The 16340-nt window shown below is 61.9% G+C and carries 18 protein-coding genes; 6 read left to right on the forward strand and 12 right to left on the reverse strand.

What is annotated here, in order from left to right; all coding sequences use genetic code 11:
* Window positions 1-80: 80 nt before the first annotated feature.
* From MOP87_RS09045 to MOP87_RS09085, 9 genes are all read right to left on the reverse strand, one after another.
* Window positions 81-1361 (reverse strand): hypothetical protein, encoded by a 1281-nt coding sequence (locus MOP87_RS09045; protein WP_027915539.1) that lies wholly within the window; start codon window positions 1359-1361, stop codon window positions 81-83.
* 45 nt (window positions 1362-1406) lie between these two features.
* A complete protein-coding gene (locus MOP87_RS09050; RefSeq protein WP_242810424.1) occupies window positions 1407-2165 on the reverse strand; it encodes a hypothetical protein in 759 nt (252 codons plus the stop codon).
* 45 nt (window positions 2166-2210) lie between these two features.
* The gene (locus MOP87_RS09055; RefSeq protein ID WP_027915541.1) at window positions 2211-2891 is read right to left on the reverse strand and encodes a C39 family peptidase; all 681 of its coding nucleotides are present in this window, start codon (window positions 2889-2891) and stop codon (window positions 2211-2213) included.
* Between the two features lie 61 nt (window positions 2892-2952).
* A complete protein-coding gene (locus tag MOP87_RS09060) occupies window positions 2953-4377 on the reverse strand; it encodes a heme utilization protein (protein ID WP_242810425.1) in 1425 nt (474 codons plus the stop codon).
* A gap of 49 nt (window positions 4378-4426) precedes the next feature.
* Window positions 4427-5005, reverse strand: a complete 579-nt coding sequence (locus MOP87_RS09065) for an adhesin (RefSeq protein WP_242810426.1) — start codon at window positions 5003-5005, stop codon at window positions 4427-4429.
* 1 nt (window position 5006) lies between these two features.
* Complete coding sequence (locus MOP87_RS09070) at window positions 5007-5441, reverse strand: hypothetical protein (protein ID WP_027915544.1); 435 nt, start codon at window positions 5439-5441, stop codon at window positions 5007-5009.
* A gap of 299 nt (window positions 5442-5740) precedes the next feature.
* Window positions 5741-6295, reverse strand: coding sequence for an AAA family ATPase (locus MOP87_RS09075; RefSeq protein ID WP_027915545.1), 555 nt, complete (start codon window positions 6293-6295; stop codon window positions 5741-5743).
* On the reverse strand, window positions 6292-6858 hold the full coding sequence (gene pnuC / locus MOP87_RS09080) for a nicotinamide riboside transporter PnuC (protein WP_242810427.1): 567 nt from the start codon (window positions 6856-6858) through the stop codon (window positions 6292-6294). Before pnuC ends, MOP87_RS09075 begins: the two co-directional genes overlap by 4 nt.
* Before the next feature lie 112 nt (window positions 6859-6970).
* Complete coding sequence (locus MOP87_RS09085; protein WP_028687728.1) at window positions 6971-8605, reverse strand: methyl-accepting chemotaxis protein; 1635 nt, start codon at window positions 8603-8605, stop codon at window positions 6971-6973.
* A 297-nt stretch (window positions 8606-8902) separates the two neighbouring features.
* Between MOP87_RS09085 and MOP87_RS09090 the strand changes: the two genes are divergently transcribed.
* On the forward strand, window positions 8903-9733 hold the full coding sequence (locus MOP87_RS09090) for an undecaprenyl-diphosphate phosphatase (RefSeq protein WP_242810539.1): 831 nt from the start codon (window positions 8903-8905) through the stop codon (window positions 9731-9733).
* Window positions 9726-10139, forward strand: a complete 414-nt coding sequence (locus MOP87_RS09095) for a DUF1294 domain-containing protein (RefSeq protein WP_049696090.1) — start codon at window positions 9726-9728, stop codon at window positions 10137-10139. Before MOP87_RS09090 ends, MOP87_RS09095 begins: the two co-directional genes overlap by 8 nt.
* A 75-nt stretch (window positions 10140-10214) precedes the next feature.
* Here MOP87_RS09095 and MOP87_RS09100 read toward each other — a convergent pair whose 3' ends face one another.
* Window positions 10215-11117 carry a LysR substrate-binding domain-containing protein gene (locus tag MOP87_RS09100; RefSeq protein WP_049696089.1) on the reverse strand — a complete coding sequence of 301 codons (903 nt, stop codon included), beginning with the start codon at window positions 11115-11117 and terminating at the stop codon, window positions 10215-10217.
* A 130-nt stretch (window positions 11118-11247) separates the two neighbouring features.
* Between MOP87_RS09100 and MOP87_RS09105 the strand changes: the two genes are divergently transcribed.
* The 3 genes from MOP87_RS09105 (at window position 11248) to MOP87_RS09115 (ending at window position 13365) form a co-directional block, all read left to right on the forward strand.
* The gene (locus MOP87_RS09105) at window positions 11248-11859 is read left to right on the forward strand and encodes an FMN-dependent NADH-azoreductase (protein ID WP_028687732.1); all 612 of its coding nucleotides are present in this window, start codon (window positions 11248-11250) and stop codon (window positions 11857-11859) included.
* Window positions 11860-12051: 192 nt separating this feature from the next.
* On the forward strand, window positions 12052-12936 hold the full coding sequence (locus MOP87_RS09110; RefSeq protein WP_028687733.1) for an EamA family transporter: 885 nt from the start codon (window positions 12052-12054) through the stop codon (window positions 12934-12936).
* A gap of 129 nt (window positions 12937-13065) precedes the next feature.
* Complete coding sequence (locus tag MOP87_RS09115) at window positions 13066-13365, forward strand: hypothetical protein (protein ID WP_027915553.1); 300 nt, start codon at window positions 13066-13068, stop codon at window positions 13363-13365.
* Between the two features lie 41 nt (window positions 13366-13406).
* Here MOP87_RS09115 and MOP87_RS09120 read toward each other — a convergent pair whose 3' ends face one another.
* Both MOP87_RS09120 and ampC read right to left on the reverse strand, forming a co-directional pair.
* Window positions 13407-13739 (reverse strand): hypothetical protein, encoded by a 333-nt coding sequence (locus tag MOP87_RS09120; RefSeq protein ID WP_023533476.1) that lies wholly within the window; start codon window positions 13737-13739, stop codon window positions 13407-13409.
* A 297-nt stretch (window positions 13740-14036) separates the two neighbouring features.
* Window positions 14037-15179 (reverse strand): class C beta-lactamase, encoded by a 1143-nt coding sequence (gene ampC / locus MOP87_RS09125; RefSeq protein WP_110607490.1) that lies wholly within the window; start codon window positions 15177-15179, stop codon window positions 14037-14039.
* Between the two features lie 119 nt (window positions 15180-15298).
* On the opposite strand from ampC, the gene MOP87_RS09130 reads away from it, so the two are divergent.
* Window positions 15299-16291, forward strand: a complete 993-nt coding sequence (locus MOP87_RS09130; RefSeq protein WP_027915555.1) for a bile acid:sodium symporter family protein — start codon at window positions 15299-15301, stop codon at window positions 16289-16291.
* Window positions 16292-16340: the final 49 nt, after the last annotated feature.

The raw sequence follows: 16340 nt of genomic DNA on the forward strand, positions 1-16340 counted from the left end.
CCAAGGGCGGGCAAAGCGGGCGTGCAAAGCGCTGGCACACAAAAGCCAGGCCCGCGTAAGCGGGCCCGGTGCGTCGATCATCAGAAGTAGTAGGGGAATTTCAGACTGAACGAGAAGTCGGGCGCATCATCGGTCAGCCCGATGGACAGATTGGGCACGATCGTAAGGTTGTTGGTCGCCGCAAACGTCATGCCGACGTTGAAGTTGGCCGCGTTGTAGTCGCTGTTGGAGACCGATTGCCAGTCACCACCGTCGGGCTTGATCTTGCTCTTGCGTCCGAACTGGTCGGAGACCGAGAACGACATGCTCATCTTCTCGTTCAGCGCGAAGGCAATGCCCGCACCGATTTGCCACGAGTCGCCCAGCTTCACGTCACCGGGTACCTTGCTGTTCACCTGCGGGCTGATGTCGCTGAAGGAGTCTTCCAGGTTGTACGTGTAGGACAAGCTGCCGAACAGCACGGCCGGGTCGAACGTCTTGACCAGGGAGATACCCGGCGTGATGGACCAGACCCCGTTGCCGGTCGGCAGGCTCTCAGGCACCGAAAGGTTGTCGTTGCCCGCCACTTCGCGCAGCTTGATCCCGTAGGGGTCCTTGCCGGTCGGCGCCTTGACCCGCAAGGTGGCTACGGCATCTGGCCAGGTCTCGGATTCGTCCAGGAACTTGTAGGCGACACCTACGTTGATATCGCCGATTTCCGGGTCGCGCGTGACCGTGGCGTCCGAGGTGCTCGGCCCGGCCCCTCCAGCGCCGCCAGACGAATAGGTGGACTCGCGGTAGATGACCGGGACGTTGATGTCAAACTGCCAACGCTGGTCCAGGTTGTAGCGTGCCGTCAGGTCCAGGGTCCAGTTGTCGGCCTTGATACGGTCCAGGTTGATATTGCCCAGGAAGATCGAATCCAGCGCCAGGAAGCCGTTGAGGGTCAGGGCGCGGGTGTCGTAGTGGGTATAGGTCAAGCCGGTTTCGAGGCTGAACTTGCCACCCCCGAAGAACCCGCTGGCCTCGTCGTACAAGTTGGAGACGCTCTGCGCAGGCTCGGAGTCTGCGGCCAGCGCCTGCCCATACGAGGCGCCGGTGGTCCCAGGCGCCCCGGCAGCGACGGTCTGGCCCCCCTTGACCCGTTCGCTGGGCGATCGCACCAGGCGTTTGGGCGGGGGGGCTGCCGGGGTTTCTTCGACCTGGCGAACCCGCTGCTCCAGCACCATCAGCGCCTGCTGCTGGGCTTCGTAGCGGCGCTTGAGTTCGGTCAGTTCCTGTTTGAGTGCTTCGACTTGCGGATCTACAGCGGCGTATAGCGATGTGGCGGGTGCCAAGGTTGTCAAACACACAACCGCTTTGAGTGCTAACGATCGTTGCATGAAGATGCCGTCCCTTCCGACTGCTGTGATGAGACTGAGCGTAGATCAGTATCCGACAGAGCGAAGCCCTTTGAGCTGGTCCAGGCTGCCATTTAGCGAAGCGGCGGTTGGCAGGTTCTGGCGCATGACCACGTTCAGAGAGGTGACGTTGTTCACCAGGTTGCCATTGCCGAGCACGGTGGTGTTCTGCATCAACCCGCCTTGGGCCAGACGCTGCACGCTGTTGCCCTGATTGCCGTGGGCATCTATGTTCATTTGCACGCCTACGCCTGTGGACGACACGCTCAGCGCGCCGGCGCCGTTCTCGGCCATCAGCGTCTGTCCGGCGGCCAATACCTGCCCATGGGGCTGCACCGTGGGAGCCTGGTCGGCTTTGGTCACATTGACGTTCACATTGTTGTAGGCACTGTTGTCGTCGCCGGCCGCGCGGACCACTTGGGTCACCCCCTGCGTAGTACCAAGCCCGGCACCGCCGCTCACCGTACCGCTGCCCTGGGCAACCGGCTGGGCACTTCCCTGGGCCGTCGGCGCGCCGCGCTCATCGATCAACGAGACGTAGAATTGCGGCTTGATCGTGGCCAGCTGCACCTGCAAGGTGCTGCTGGCGCCTATCACTTCACCGCGCGCGTTCTGCCAGGTGCTGCTCATGACGATGCCGAAACTCACGATTCGACCCGGCATCACGTAGCGTCCGCGCAAGCTCGCCAGTTCCTGGTCCTTGAGCTCGATAGGGTGCAGCACTTCGGCGTGGATAGGCAGGCTGGCCGTCATGCAGGCCAGAACCAACCAGATAGGGGTCTTCATGCAATGCTCCCCGGCGCATCGTGCACCTTGTTCTTGGAAAAGGCGTTAGAAGAAATCGCTTCGAATGAAGCCGTAGTCCAGCAGATCGGCATCCTTGACCGGCGTGAAGCCGTCCAGGCGGCCTTTGGCCGTCAGCGGCAGCGGAGGGTCGAGCAGGGCGTTTTGCTTGTCGTAGCCCTGGCCGATCACCGCGAAGATGATGCCGTTCCAGCCCTTTAGGAAGTCCTCGGTTCTGTAACGCTTGTGCCCCAGCACCGGATCGCCGATGTAGACCCAGCCCCGGTCGACCTTCTGCATGACCACAAAGTGCTTGTAGCCGCGGATGTCCATCAGCACCACCACTGGGATTCGAACGCTGTTCAGTGTCTCGGGCGCCACTCGGTAACCCCGGGCGCGCATGCCCAGGCTTTCCACATAGCGCTTCATGTCGAGCATCGAAAACCCCTGGGTGCGGACCAGGTTCTGGTCGGCATGGGTGAGCATGCCCTCGATGATCTGGTGTTCGTCCACGTCCAGCCAGTAGGCCTGACGCAGGATGGTTGCCAGCGCGGCGGCGCCGCAGCTGAAATCGGTCTTCTGTTGCACCAAGTCGGCGAACTTGCGTTCGCGCATGCTCTGGATGGGCTTGAACACCACCGCTCCGCCAGGCAGGACGGACAGCGGCATCTGGGCTGCTTGACCCATGCTGGCCAGGCACAGCAGGAACGCCAGGGCGAATACGCGCATGATCGACGCCTTTGGGTGCGTTGAAGATAGGCCCCCAAAAAGGGGGCCTTGGGGTCTGGCATCAGAACGAGGTGTTGGAGATGGCCAGCGAGTTGCTCTGCTGGTTGCCCACACCGGCCGCCACGTTCACGCCCAGGTTGCCGCTGCCGCCATTGACCGAACCGCTAAGGGTTGCAGTGTTGGTCACAGGGTTGGCCCAGCCGGTCGGGGTCAGCACTTGGAAGGACACGGTATTGCTCAAGTCGTAAGCGCTGCTTTCGCTGTAGCTCTTGGCGACGTCGTTGGAGGATTGACTGGAGGTTTCGCCAGACTTTTCATACGCCGAAGCCGAAGCGTTCTCGTAGGAAGAGTCATGCGACTTGGTGTACGACGAGTCCCGCGAATGGTTATAGGACGACTCGCGCGACTTGTCGTAGTTGGAGTCGAAGGCTTTTTCGAACGAAGAGTCGTATGCACTTTGCTGCGAGGTATTCACCGAAGCATCCAGGGATGCATTGAGCGAACCGTCTACGCTGCTGGTGCGGGTGCGCTCGCGATCGCCGTTGGTCAGGGTCAGGGTACGCGTGGCATCGGCAGCCGCAGCCGCTGCCAGGCTGGCACTGAGGCTGGCGCTGCTCGAGGCGCTGGCGCTGCCGCTTGCCGAACCGTTCATGCCCCAGCTGTTGGAACCACTGGCACTGGCACTGTTGGATCCGCTGGCGTTATTGGCACTCGAACCACTTGAATTCCAACCGCTGGAGCCGCTGGAGCTGGCACTTTGCGAACCCGCCAGGTTGAAGCTGGACGAGGCACTGCGGTCATCGGTGGAGTTCAGCGTACCTTCACGCGAGCTGGAACCGGTGGCCGAGGTGGTGAAGGTCAGGGTATCGACGCGGTACGTGCGGTCGGCCCCGTTGTTGACCACAAGCCCTGGGCCGTTCTGATCGGCCTTGGCCGTAGCCGTGGCATTGCCGATACCGGCGTTGGTATTGGCGATGGCCATGCTGTTTTTCTGCTGGTTCAGGTCGCCGCCGGCAATGTTGATGCCCACGTTACCCGAGCTGCCTTCGCCAGAGCCGCTCATCACTGCCGAAGACTGGGTCGACCAGTTGTCGACACGGTTGTTGTTGCTGTACTGGCTGACGTCAGCGTTGGCTTCGGCGGTGCCGAAGACGAAACTGTTATCCAGGGTAGAGTCGGCAGCGGCATTGGCGATGGCCGACGCGTTGCCCTGCTGGTTGCCGTTACCAGACGCCACGTTGACACCCACGTTGCCACTGGCACCGGTTGCCGAGCTGCTCATTTCAGCTTCGTTGACGGTGCCCTGGTTGGTGATGGTGTTGCCGGTGCTACGCTGGGTGTCCAGCGCATCGGCCTTGGCCGAGATGGGCAGCCAGGTGGTGCTGTTGCCGTTGTAGCTGCGACGGTTCTGATCGGCTTGTACAGCAACGGCCATGACCGCAGCAATTGCGAAAACCAGAGGCTTGAGTGCCATCGAAGGTTTCATGGTGATTCTCCGTACTCTAAAGGTTAAGTGTCGTTCATGACTCAAACGGTCAGTCGGCGACCCGTATGCTCAAGGTGTTGGCCATGCGGTTTCCCACCCCGGCACTCTGATTCAGCTGAACCACGCCACGGCCACCGGTGAACGCTTGGTCACTGGTGGTGACCTGGCGATGACCCGTCGAGGTAGCAGCTGAGTCAAAGGTGTTGAGCAGCGTCACGTTCTGTTGCAGGAGGACGCTGTCGTCGATGCTTTGCGGTTGTGTACCCACGCTGATGCGCAGGGCGTTGGCCTGCTGGGTGCCTGCACCGGCGCTCTGGTTGACACCAAGCGCGCCATTGCCGTGGCTGAACGAGGCGCCGCCAATATTGGCCTGGGTATCCATGGCAGCGTCCGGAGGTGTATTGAGCCGCTGCCGGATCTGTGTCGTGGCACTGGCGCCGTGGCCCAGGGCGAACGCCCGGGCGTTGGCCTGCTGCTGCAGGTCTCCGGCAGCCTGGTTGACCGTCATGTTGCCCTGATAGGCACGGCCGGCGTCGTCGATGGTGGCGTTGTTGCTGACGGCAGCCGGTGGCTGGGCGATGGCGGACGCGCTGCACAGCAGGGTGATTACGAGCATGGCAGGCTTCATGTCATTTGCCCCCCGTCAGGATCTGCAGGGGCGCGAGGCCTTTCTGCACGCTCGAATTGACCATGTTGGAGATCCCGTTGCCCGAGCCTGATCCACGTCCGCCTGCCAGGTTGGGCAATTGGGTCTGGTGGCCGAGGTTGCCGCCCAGGTGGTCGGTCTGCTGGGTGATCATGGCGTTGATGCCTGAGCCGCTGCTGATGCTGGCGAAGTCGCCGTCACTCAACTCGTTGGTCTGGCGCAGCACATGATTGACCGGGTTGGCATTGACGGTGGTAGGTGTGGGGTCCGGGCGCAGTGGGGGAATCACGGCATTGCGTGTCTGCACGTCGCGGGTGATGACGATGGTGCCATTGTCGGCTTGGGTGGTTGCGCTGAGCGAGCTGACCACGCACCCCAGCAGCAACAGGTAACCCAGGCGTTTGTCGATGTTCCTCACGACGGCGGTTCCTTCTTCAGCCGCTGGCCTTGTTCAGCGTTGCGCTAGCAAGAGCAGGAGCCGTGCCGCTTTTGAGAAGTCGCGGTATTTCAGGGGGTTAGCGTAATAAAGGCCGTCGTGCAGGCCTGCGTTGTGTCAGGGCTGATACAACGAGCAGATACCGGTGACCGAGCGGTCACCTCTGGGAGAGGGTTTGATCACAGTGGCAGGCAGTGTTTCGGTGGCGTGACACTTACCGCACTTCACGGCGTAAGCCGCATGCTTGCAGGGTTGGCTGCGGCGGGGGTGTGTCAGGGGCTTTACACCGGGGCCGAGCGACGCAGCATTGAAGCGACCAGCTCCAGCGCCAGGGCCTGCCGTGTTGCCCAGTCGCCTTCGATGATGCGGTAAGGCTGATCGTGGTCTTGCAACCAGTGCAGGCTCGCCCCGAAAAACTGCTGGCGCTCTCGCACATCCGGCTGGGTGCGCTGACCATCGGCAACCCAGGGCACGCCCTCAGGGCTAAGCAGCAAGTGCAGGTCGTAGTGACGATCGAGAAGAGCCTGCTCCAGCCAAGGTGGGCAATCGCCGAACAAGGTCTGGCTCCAGAGCATATTGCTGAGCAGATGAGTGTCCAGAATCAGCAGCGACGGCGAGCTTGCGCGTGCAGCGTCTTCCCAGGCCAATTGCCCACGGGCGATGCTGGGGATGTCGGCGTAGCACGTGTCGCGGCAGTGCTGGTCGATGAAGTGACGCACGTACTCACCCACTACCAGCCCACCGAAACGCGCCTGGATCTGGCCGCTCAACCAGCTCTTGCCACTGGATTCGGGGCCGCACAGCACCACCACCTGAGTGCTCGTCACAGCGCTCATGCCTTCACCAACGCTGGGTCCCGGTACCACTCCAGCCATCCGCGCAGGGCGATGAGGGTAAGCACCGCAAACAGCGCTGCGGTGAAGTACAAGTGCTGGTGCAGGTACTGCCCGACATAGATGATGTCCACCACGGCCCACAGGGGCCAGCATTGCAAGCGCTTTTGCGCCATCCACCACTGCGCCACCAGGCTGAAGCCGGTCAGGCTGGCGTCCAGCCAGGGCAGGGCGGCATCGGTCCAGGTGGCCATGGCAGCACCTAATGCTGCGCTGAGCAGCACGCCCAGGCACAGGTGGGTGAGCAGCGCGCCGGGTCGCAAGCTCGATACCTGGCGTGCCGCATCTTGGCGTTCAGGGCGCTTCCACTGCCACCAGCCATACACTTGCAACAGCGCATAGGCAACTTGAAGCAGCATGCCCGAATAGAGCTTGACCTCGTAAAAGAGCCAGGCATAGATCAGCACCATGATCAGGCCATTGGGCCAGCACCAGGCGTTCTGCTTGACCGTGAGCCACACAGCGATGACGCCGAGGACGGCGGCGATGAGTTCAAGGCCGGACATCGGCGATCCTTGGAGAATTGAGCGGGGGGCGCGATTGTAGCGGTTAGCTCAAGGAAGGTGTAGGGCGTTGCCGGCATCAGGGCCGTCTTGCAGCCCTGAGCCGGTGTCGGCTTCAGACCTTGAACTGGCGCAGCAGTTGTTCCAGGTCCTGGCTGAGCCGGCCCAGCGCCACGCCGGCTTCACTGGACTGACGCGCCGCATCGGCCGCCTGCTGGGAAAGGCCTGCCGTGTCCAGCACGTTGCGGTTGATGTCTTCCACTACGTGGGATTGCTGCAGGGTGGCGCTGGCAATGGAAGCATTCAACGCTGTCAGGGTGTGCAGGGCCTGGTTGATCGCATTGAGGCTGGCGCCTGCTTCACGGGCTTGCGTGACAGTTTGCCGTGAGGCCTCGCTGCTGGTGTCGATCGCCTTGACGGCGGCATCGGACTGGCTCTGCAAGTGTTCGATCATGGTGTGGATCTCGGCGGTGGACTGGGCCGTGCGCTGCGCCAGCAGGCGCACTTCATCGGCTACCACGGCAAAACCCCGGCCTTGCTCGCCTGCGCGAGCCGCTTCGATCGCCGCATTGAGGGCCAGCAGGTTGGTCTGTTCTGCAATCGAGCGGATCACGTCCAGTACGCCGCCAATGCGGGTACTGTGCCCGGCCAGATCGCGGATCACCTGCACTGCCTGTTCGATGGTCATGGACAACCGGTCGATCTGAGCCAGGCTGCCATGGATCGCCTGCTGCCCCTGCGCGACCTGTTGCTGAGCGGTGTGCATCTCCCCGGCGGCCTGCTCGGCGGTCTTGGCAACATCCTGCACGGCGTAGGTCACCTCGTTCACGGCCGTTGCCACCTGGTCCATCTGCAGTGATTGCTGCGCGCTTTGCTGTTGCGCCGCACCGGCGTTGTCGCCTACATGGTCGGCCGATCTGGCCAGCGCATGCGCCGCCCCTTGCAGTTGTCCGATCACCCCTTGCAGCTTGCCGTTGAAGCGGTTGAAGTGCTCGCCCAGCTGGCTGAGTTCATCACGCCCGTGGGTATCCAGCCGCCGGGTCAGGTCGCTTTCGCCGCTGGCGATATTGCCCATGGCCTGCACGGCTTCCTGCAGCGGGCGGGCAATGCTGCGTGCGATGACCCAGACCATCAGGCCCATCAGCAGCGCGATCACCACGCCCAGCAGCGAAGCGTCACGCAGCTGTCGAGCGAACTCGGCCTGTACGTCGTCCACGTAGACGCCAGAGCCGATGATCCAGCCCCAGGGCTTGAACAGCTGGATGAAGGACGTCTTGGCAACAGGTTCGCTAGCCCCGGGCTTGGGCCAGCGGTAATTCACAGGCCCCGCCCCCTGCTGGCGCGCCAGCGCAGCCATTTCGTTGAATACCGCAAAACCATCCGGATCGCGGATGCCCGACAGGTCCTGGCCATCGAGCTTGGGATTGGCCGGATGCATGATCATGCGCGGGGTCAGGTCGTTGATCCAGAAGTAGTCGTCATGGTCATAGCGCAGCGCCCTCACCACCTGCAGGGCTTGTTGCTGGGCCGCGTCGCGGCTCAACGTGCCGGCGGCCTCCAGCTGTTGGAAATGCACCAATACACCTGTGGCCGTTTCCACCACATGCCGGGTTTTCTCAGCCTTGGCCTGGTACAAGTCGCCGTGGATCTGGCGCAGCATCAGCAGACCAAGCGCCAACAGCATGGCTATCGCCACTACCAGGATCAGCCACAAGCGGCTGCTGATCGACATCGATCTAAGCGTCTTCATTGCGCATGCTCCATTTGTTCTTGTTTTCACCTGCATCCAAGCACGCCTGTGGCCATGGACCCACTCGACCAATGGCTAAGTGCCATGTGCCGTGGAGTCTGTTGCCTGCAACGTCATGACAGTGCAAAGGGGTTCTGCCAGCATTTCGGCGGCGCAACATGAAACCTTTAGTAACCGTGAACTTTTCCACTGGCTTTGCGACCAACAGACGCTGTAAAACAGCCGGGCCGCGTGCGGCAATATTCAGGCAAATCAAGAACAAGGAGCTTGCCACGAGCAGGCTCCATCGGGGGGATGATGGATTTTTGGACGGCCTTTCAGGCAATCATACTGGGCGTGGTGGAAGGGCTGACGGAGTTCCTGCCGATTTCCAGTACCGGCCACCAGATCATCGTCGCCGACCTCATCGGGTTCACAGGTGAGCGGGCGATGGCCTTCAACATCATCATTCAGCTGGCCGCCATCCTGGCGGTGATGTGGGAGTTTCGCGGCAAGATAGTCGACGTGGTCCGCGGGTTGCCCATCCAGCCCAGGGCCCAGCGCTTCACCGGTAACCTGCTATTGGCCTTTCTGCCAGCGCTGGTATTGGGTGTATTGTTCGCCGACCTGATTCATGAGTACCTGTTCAACGCGGTCACCGTGGCGGCTGCGCTGGTGCTGGGTGGGGTGGTCATGCTCTGGGCCGAGCGACGGCAACATACGGTTGAGGTGACGCATGTCGATGAGATGCGCTGGAGCCATGCGCTGAAAATCGGTTTTGTGCAGTGCCTGGCCATGATTCCTGGTACTTCGCGCTCCGGCTCGACCATCATCGGTGGCCTGCTGTTTGGCCTGTCGCGTACTGCTGCGACGGAGTTTTCCTTCTTTCTGGCGATGCCGACGATGGTGGGGGCTGCCGTGTACTCGGGCTACAAGTACCGTCATCTGTTCCAGCCCGATGATCTACCGATCTTTACGCTGGGCTTCGTGACCTCGTTCATCTTCGCGATGATCGCCGTACGCGGCCTGTTGAAGTTCATCGCCAACCACAGTTATGCAGCCTTTGCCTGGTATCGGATCGTCTTCGGCATGCTGATTCTGGCCAGCTGGCTGTTCGGCTGGGTCGACTGGACCGTTGCCCATGGTTGAGCAGCCAGATCGCCAGCGCCCCGCGCAGATACGCAACGCCCGGTTCAAGGGGGTGCTGCTGGGGCTGCTGTGTGTGCTGCCGGTGCTGGGTGTAGCGTGCCTGGCCTACGACGCGCAGGCGTGGTGGCCGCTGGTGGTGTACCCAGGGATGAGCCTGGTCAGCGTGTTGCTCTACTGGCACGACAAGGCCCAGGCCCGCACCCAGGCGCGGCGCATCCCGGAGAAGCTGTTGCACGGTACAGAACTGTTCGGTGGCTGGCCTGGCGCTCTGCTGGCGCAGCAGTTGTTCAGGCACAAGACACGCAAGGTGCCTTACCAGGTTACCTTCTGGGCAATCGTGGTCGTGCACCAGGCCGCCTGGGCGTATTGGCTGTTCTTCCAGGGGCGAGCTGCGGCATTGGCGTGAAACCGCTTTATCACACACGGGAGCGAGCGCGCTTAATACATTTCCCGGCCACTCCTCTATTTGCTCAGTGACCTGTCAGACATAGCGTTCCCCGCACGTTTCGAATGAGGCGGCCAAATGGTCGATCCATACGCGCACCGCAGGCGTGACACCGCGTCTGTGAGGGTATACCGCTTGCAGGTAGCCGCCTGGCAAGGACCAGTCCGGGAGCAGCCTGACAAGTTCTCCACGCTGCAGCTGCTCTTCACAAAACAGGCTGGGCAGGGCGGTGAAGCCCAGGCCCGCGCGTACAGCTGCATTACGTACCACGAAATCGTCCACTGACAGCCTGGGTTCGAGCGCCAAGGCGCGCAGCTGGCCCCCAGGCCCTTGCAGCCTCAGGTGTACCAGGCGGTCGGCTTCGGGTGCGCCGAGCACCGGCAGGTCGGCTAGCTGCTCAGGCTTGCGTACCTGTGGGGCAAAACCCGGCGCGGCAACCAGTTGCATCTGTGCCTGACAAAGTCGCCGGGTCACCAGCGTAGGGTCCTCATCGCCCAGGTCACGCACACGCAGCGCTACATCTATACCTTCGGAGATCAGGTCCACCCGACGGTTGAGCAAGACCAGGTCCAGTTGTACGAGCGGATATTGCCGCAAAAACTGGGTCACCACGTCCGGCAAGAACGCATGACCCAAGGCCACCGGGCAGGATACGCGTAGCCTGCCACGCGGTTCACTGCTCATGCTGGCTACCGCTTCCTCGGCAGCCTCGGCTTCGAGAAGCATGGCCTGGCAGTGATGCAGGTAGCGCTCGCCCACGGCGGTCAGTTTCACCTGGCGTGTAGTGCGCTGTAGCAGGCGCATCCCTAAGCGTTCTTCCAGTTCGGCGATTCGACGGGACAACCTTGATTTCGGGATGCCCAGTTGGCGTCCGGCGGCGGCGAAGCCGCCTGCTTCGACGACGCGAGCAAAGTAGAACAGATCGTTCAAATCCTGCATGGGCAATGCTCATTGTTCCAGGGATAGGACAAACTAACGCGATTGGGGGCACTTATCATCCATTACTCGCTTAGGTAACATCGTTCCCATCAAACATTCTCCGCTTCAACCCCTTTCGCAGGAGCACCTCATGAAACTGCTGCACATCGATTCGAGCATCCTGGGTGACAACTCGGCCTCGCGCCAACTGAGCCGTGAGGTCGTAGCCGCTTGGCAGGCCGCTGAGCCAAACGTCGAAGTGGTCTATCGCGACCTGGCAGCCGATGCCATCGCTCATTTCTCGGCCGCTACCCTGATGGCTGCCGGCACGGGTGAAGAGCTGCGCGATGCAGCCCAGGCCTTCGAGGCCAAGCTCAGTGCCGAGACCCTCGAAGAGTTCCTGGCCGCCGATGCGGTGGTCATTGGCGCACCGATGTACAACTTCAGCGTGCCGACCCAACTCAAGGCGTGGATCGACCGCATCGCCGTCGCCGGCAAGACCTTCCGTTACACCGAAGCTGGCCCGGAAGGCTTGTGCGGTGACAAGAAAGTGGTGCTGGTTTCCACGGCAGGTGGTGTGCACGCCGATCAACCTACCGGGGTAGGCCATGAAGACTTCCTCAAGGTGTTCCTGGGCTTCATCGGCATTACCGACCTGCAGGTGGTTCGGGCTCACGGCCTGGCTTACGGTCCGGAGCAGCGTATCCAAGCGATTACCGCTGCACAGGCGCACATCGAGAACGATCTGTTCGCCGTTGCGTGACGGCGGGGGTTCGCCTTAGCGCAAGTTGAGGGTCGCCTAGGCGGCCCTTTTTCATGCGCGGCCACCGCATTCCGCTAACGGCGACATAGCCTACTGTTGCGCAACGCTAGGGCTCAACTGTAATGGTGGGTCATCGAGGAATAGCCTTATGCTGTAACGAAATATGTATAAGCGCTGAAGAAGGAAGCCGCAATGCCGCTCAAGGACCTGCTCATCGCTCTGGTGGTAATCATCGCCTGGGGCGTCAACTTCGTCGTGATCAAGGTCGGGCTCGATGGGTTGCCGCCCATGTTGCTGGGGGCGCTGCGTTTTCTCCTTGTGGCATTCCCCGCGGTGTTCTTCATCAAGCGGCCAAACCTGCCCTGGCGTTGGCTGATCGCGTACGGTGCGACCATCTCCCTGGGGCAGTTCGCATTTCTGTTCCAGGCCATGGCCAGCGGCATGCCACCGGGGCTGGCTTCATTGGTCCTGCAGTCCCAGGCCTTCTTCACCCTGGGCTTCGCCGCGCTGTTTCTGGGCGAGCGCTTGCGCGTGGCCAGTGTGCTCGGGCTGCTGGTGGCCGCTGGTGGACTGGCGCTGATCGGCAGTGAAGACGGCAGCCATGTTCCCACGCTCGCGCTGATATTGACCTTGTGTGGCGGGGCGATGTGGGGCTTGGGCAACATCATTACCCGCCGCTTCGGATCGATTGACCTGGTGGCATTGGTCATCTGGGGCGGCTTGATCCCTCCGCTGCCCTTTCTGCTGCTCTCTGGCTGGCTGGAGGGGCCTGAACGCATCAGCCAGGCGCTCACGCACATCGGCTGGCACTCGATTGCCGCGCTGGCATACCTGGCATTTGTCGCCACCATCCTGGGCTACAGCCTCTGGAGCACGCTGTTGTCGCGCCATCCGGCTGGCAAGGTCGCGCCTTTTTCGCTATTGGTGCCTGTGATAGGCCTGAGTTCGTCGGCACTGCTGCTGGGTGAGCGCCTGACCGAAACCCAGGGTTGGGGTGCCTTGCTGGTCATGTGTGGTTTGCTGGTGAACGTGTTTGGTGCCCGACTCGGCCAGCGGCTCAGGGCCGCGAGGGCCTGAGTAACTGCGGGCGCTACCCGTTTTTTTCGAGTTTTGATTGACCAGGCTCATGTTGTTGGTCGGTTACAGTCGCCCAGCAGGCACGGATATGCTTCCCTGGCTACGTTTTGGTAGGGAGGACCGCAAACGATGCGAGTCAGGGACGAAATCTATTGGCAGTGGGCCGATGCACAACTGCACAGCCGCTGCCACGACGAGGCGCTCAGCGACGGCACGACCCTCGATGTGCAGGTGCGCCTGTCCAGGCAAGGCGCAACTCAACTGTTTCTTGGCCTTTACGCTCGCGACGGGCAGGCTCTGGTGGAGGAGTATTATCCCGCCCGCTGCGGCGAAACCATGACCCGCGCGCTGGTGTGGGGTGTGGAGCGCGCTCGGGCATTGGCCACGGGCGCCACGCCGTTACCCCATAAGGCAAAAAGGCGCGCATGAAAAAGCCCGGCGCGGTGGCCGGGCTTGAGACCGCGTGAGGGTCAGTACTGCGCTTCGATCACCTTCACGGCATGTTGCGTACGCGCCTCTGGCCATTGCTGTTGCAGGGTTTGCAAGACACGGCCGACGAACTCGGTATCGGCAGCCGCCTTCTTGCCTACATAGCCCTGGCCTCGGCGGTAGGCCTTGAAGCGCGCACGCATGCTTGGCAGGTGCTCCTGGAATTCATCTTCAATCGTGTTGGGTGGCAAGCGGTCCAGGCGCACTTCGCCGCTTTGGCTCACCCACAGCAGATGGTCATCAAGGCTGTCCTTGCGCGTGGCGAACAGCTTGGCCAATTGATCGATGGTCGGATTGTCGTTCAAGTTCATCATAAAGCCCCCATTACCCAGTTTCAGGTGATATTCACAGTTGGCGCTATCGCGATGTAGCGCGTTTCCAAGGCTGCTACTGCAGCTTTGCAACAGGGGCTTTCTCACGCTGCCTTTTGGACAGTTCCCTCTCCACGGGCCGCCTGCGTTACCGCGCAGGCGGCCTGGAACACCCTTGCCACGACTCCCGATCAGGGAGACGGCCTCATCATGCACAAGCGCGATGAACGGCGTCAACCGTTTTGTAGTGATTATTTTTGCTCACTACATTTTCGTAGAGTTGTCCGACAATCCTTGGTTTCAGAGCCCTGAAAGAATCTCGAATGCCGCGCGGACCCGGGCTTCGTTGGGGTAGTTGCGGTTGGCCAGAAGCACGATGGCCAACCCTTCTGATGGGACGAACGCTGCATATGAACCGAAACCGTTGGTGGAGCCGGTCTTGTTGTACCACGCTGCCGCCAACGGAGCGGCTGGCGGCTGCAGCCGTTGTGCCGGCTGGGGGCCTCGTATCATCTGCGGACCATTGCCGGTGAGGAGGGTGCGCAATGTGACGGGGTACGCATAACGCTCCCAGCCCAGGCCTTGTGTCATCTCACCGATCTGGGCGTAGCCATTGCGGGTGATGAGGACGGCGCGGGCCAAGGGCGCGGGCAGATCGTCGGGCTGCATGTTCAAGCGCACGTAGCGCAGCAGGTCGCTGGCACTGGTCTTGATGCCGTAGGCTTGTTGCGCGTAAGGGCCAGGGTTCACGCGCACAGGCTTGTCGCTGGCATCGTAGCCTTGGGCATACAGGCTACGTGCATCACTGGGCACATTCAGGTAAGTACTGTGCAGGCCCATGGGCTTGAGCACGTTTTGCTCAAGCAAGGTGGCAAACGGTTGATGCTGGGCACGGGCGGCCAGGTCGCCGAACAGGCCCAGGCTCGGGTTGGAGTAACACCGTTGGGCACCTGGCGTGCCTTTGGGCTGCCATTGCCGCAAGAACGTCACGATTTGCTGGGGGGAGTTCACGGTGTCGGGGAACTGCAAGGGCAAGCAGTCAGCGCTGTAGGTGCCCAGGTCCTGCACGGTGGCGTCCCCCATGGGAGTACCCCCCAGGGCCGGGTGATAGCGTTTGGCAGGGGCGTCGAGGGCGAGCTGGCCTTCGGCATTGGCCACGGCTACCAACGTGGCGGTGAATGTCTTGCTCAGCGAGCCGATTTCGAACAGGGTGTCGCGGCTAACGGGCACGCCGCCGTCGCGGCTGGCGACGCCGTAGCTGAAGTAATGAGCGTGGCCATGGGCATACAGCGCGACGGCCATGCCGCTGATGCCCTCGGCCTGCATCAGGGGGCCGATGACGGTGTCGACTTTACTTCGCAGCGGATCATTGGCGTAGGCGGATGACCAGGGTGCGCCGAGCATGAGGGCGACCGCAATATAGACGGAGCGGGAGCAGATCATTGAAGTTCCTTGGCTGAGTGTCCGTTGCGCGATACCGGCAGGGGTTCCGGCGTTAGCGCCTGGGGGCGCAAAACCTTATCCTCCGTGCTTGCCCAAAGACAAGACGGAACGGAACTGTGATGAAGTATCTGCGCATGCTGTTCGACAACTTCACCCTGGCGTTGCTGGCCGTGGTGGCGATTGCCACCGTGCTGCCTTGCTCAGGTCAGGGGGCTGTGTATTTCGGCTGGCTCACCAACCTGGCGATCGGTTTGTTGTTCTTCCTGCACGGGGCCAAGCTCTCGCGGGAGGCAATCATCGCTGGGGCGGGGCATTGGCGCCTCCATCTGCTGGTGTTTTCCTGCACGTTTGTGCTGTTTCCACTGCTGGGCATGGCGTTCAAGCCGCTGTTCCTGCCACTGGTGGGAGATGAGCTTTACTTGGGGGTGCTGTACCTCTGCGCGTTGCCTGCCACCGTCCAGTCGGCCATTGCGTTCACCTCGCTGGCGCGGGGTAACGTGCCGGCGGCCATCTGCAGCGCAGCCGCCTCCAGCCTGCTGGGCATATTCCTGACCCCAGTGCTGGTGATGTTGTTGCTGGGCGCCAGCGGGGACACCGGCTCAGGTCTGGACGCAGTGCTCAAGATCACCTTGCAGTTGCTGGTGCCGTTCGTGGCCGGGCAGCTCGCCCGCCGCTGGATTGGTGCCTGGGTCAAGCGCAATGCGCGCTGGCTGAAGATCGTCGACCAGGGCTCGATTCTGCTGGTGGTCTACACCGCCTTCAGCGAAGCGGTGGTCACAGGCTTATGGCACACCGTTTCGCCGCAGCACCTGGCAGGCCTGTTCGCCGTCTGCGGCATCCTGCTGACCGTGGTGTTGGTGGGGACGAGCTTGCTGGGCAAAGTGTTTGGCTTCAACCTGGAAGACCGAATCACCATCCTGTTCGCAGGCTCGAAGAAGAGCCTGGCAACCGGGGTGCCGATGGCGCAGGTGCTGTTCGTCGGGAGCGGCATTGGCGCAATGATCCTGCCACTGATGCTGTTCCACCAGATCCAGCTGATGGTCTGCGCCGTGCTGGCGCAACATTACGCGAGCCGCGAGCAGGATGATATCGAGGTGCCAACGGTCCGATGAACCGGTGATGGTTGCAGCCGACCTGGGCTGCAACCATCACGGCGCCTGA

The sequence above is a fragment of the Pseudomonas sp. I3-I5 genome, assembly GCF_022699445.1.
GTDB classification, from domain to species: Bacteria; Pseudomonadota; Gammaproteobacteria; order Pseudomonadales; family Pseudomonadaceae; genus Aquipseudomonas; species Aquipseudomonas fulva.